This window comes from Aquibacillus sediminis, assembly GCF_005870085.1.
GTDB lineage: Bacteria > Bacillota > Bacilli > Bacillales > Amphibacillaceae > Aquibacillus_E > Aquibacillus_E sediminis.
This window is the reverse complement of record NZ_SZNM01000062.1, coordinates 1-1,469: the sequence shown is the minus strand read 5'-3', so window position 1 is coordinate 1,469 and position 1,469 is coordinate 1. Positions and strand designations below refer to the sequence as shown.

Below are 1,469 nucleotides of genomic sequence, written 5' to 3'. Positions count from 1 at the left end.
TAAACTGGCACCCGTGTCAAGGACACTATGAAAAAAGAGATTAAGCTACTTGAAGATGATTCCTATATTGGATAGGGGTCATCTTTTTTAAGTTCCATTGATATCGATAATTGTTATAGTAAACCATATAGTGATTTATTTTTGATTTTAATTCTTTTAAAGTTCTAGCTGATTTATAATCAACTTCATCTTTCAAATGACCAAAGAAAGATTCCTGTGGAGCGTTATCCCAACAGTTCCCTCTTCGTGACATAGATTGACCTAAGCCATATTTCTTTAATAGCTTTTGATACCTCGGGCTTGTGTAATGGCTTCCTTGATCTGAATGGATAAAGGCATCTTTATGTAAAGAAACTTTCTTATTGTTGATTAACTTATGGATCGTTTTCGTTGCGATGTCTAATGTAATACGATCAGAAACATGATAAGCTAGGATTTGGTTTGTGGAGGAATCTTTTATAGTCGACAAATAAGCCATACTATTACCGTTATATGGCAAATAAGTGATGTCTGTTAGTAAAACTTTTCCTGGAACACCTTGCTTAAATTCTCTATTCAACTTGTTTGGAACAACCTGATGTTCTTTTGTTGCTTTAGCGATTTTTTTGTAAGGGTTTGACCTTCTATGAGGGCAAACAATACCATACTTCTTCATAATTCTTTGTATCTTTTTACGACTGAAGATAAGGTTATATTCATTCTCCAATATCATTTTAATGGAACGTGAGCCTTTCTTATATCCTCTTCGATTAAAAGCTTTCAATATAATTTCTTTCACTTCTATATCCAATTTTTCTCTGGATTCCCGGCTAGCAGAGGCTTTTAAGTAGCTATAATATCCAGAACGAGAGACATCTAAAAGATCACAAAAATATTTAGTCATGCGTTTAAATTTATTCTGTTTGATGGTTTCATGAATCAGCTGATACACGCTACTCGGATTTAAATTTGCGCTTGCGTTTAACAGCCTCCTTTCTGTCACTTCTAGCTTTTTTAATAGCTCTACTTGCCCCTCCAGTAACTTAATTCTTGCTTCTTGTCTTTCAATAACTTCCGATGGTGAAAGTTCACGCTTCAGAGGGCTACCTGAACCAGTTTTCCTGGAATCAGTAAGCCCAATTAATCCATTCTTTTCGTAAGCTTTCTTCCACCTATAAGCTGATTGTTCAATTCGCTTTAAACCTATAACATCAACATCAAAACCATTTTCCATAAATATCTGTCTAGGCATCTTGCCAGTTAAATACTCATCTAAAAATTTATTTTTAAAGGCATCAGTATATGTGATTGCCCGTTCACTTACACGTTGTACATTTGGATTTCTTTGAAGTATTTTAATCTCTCTAGTTGAAAATGTTATTTTACTCATGTTGTCCTCTTTTCCCCATATCTTGAAACTTAAGTATATAAAAAAATACCTGTAGTTTAAACACTCTTTTTCAAGTGTCCTAACTACAGGTACCATTTTA

1 protein-coding gene is annotated in these 1,469 nt (G+C 33.8%); it reads right to left on the bottom strand.

The genetic code is table 11. The annotated features are described in order from the left end of the window. Positions 1–40 precede the first annotated feature (40 nt). A complete protein-coding gene (locus FCI53_RS21140) occupies positions 41–1,369 on the bottom strand; it encodes an IS3 family transposase (RefSeq protein ID WP_138420940.1) in 1,329 nt (442 codons plus the stop codon). Between the last annotated feature and the right edge of the window lie 100 nt (positions 1,370–1,469).

Coding starts and splice junctions, on each gene's coding strand:
- FCI53_RS21140 (WP_138420940.1), bottom strand. CDS start 1,369: ATGAGTAAAATAACATTTTCAACTAGAGAGATTAAAATACTTCAAAGA.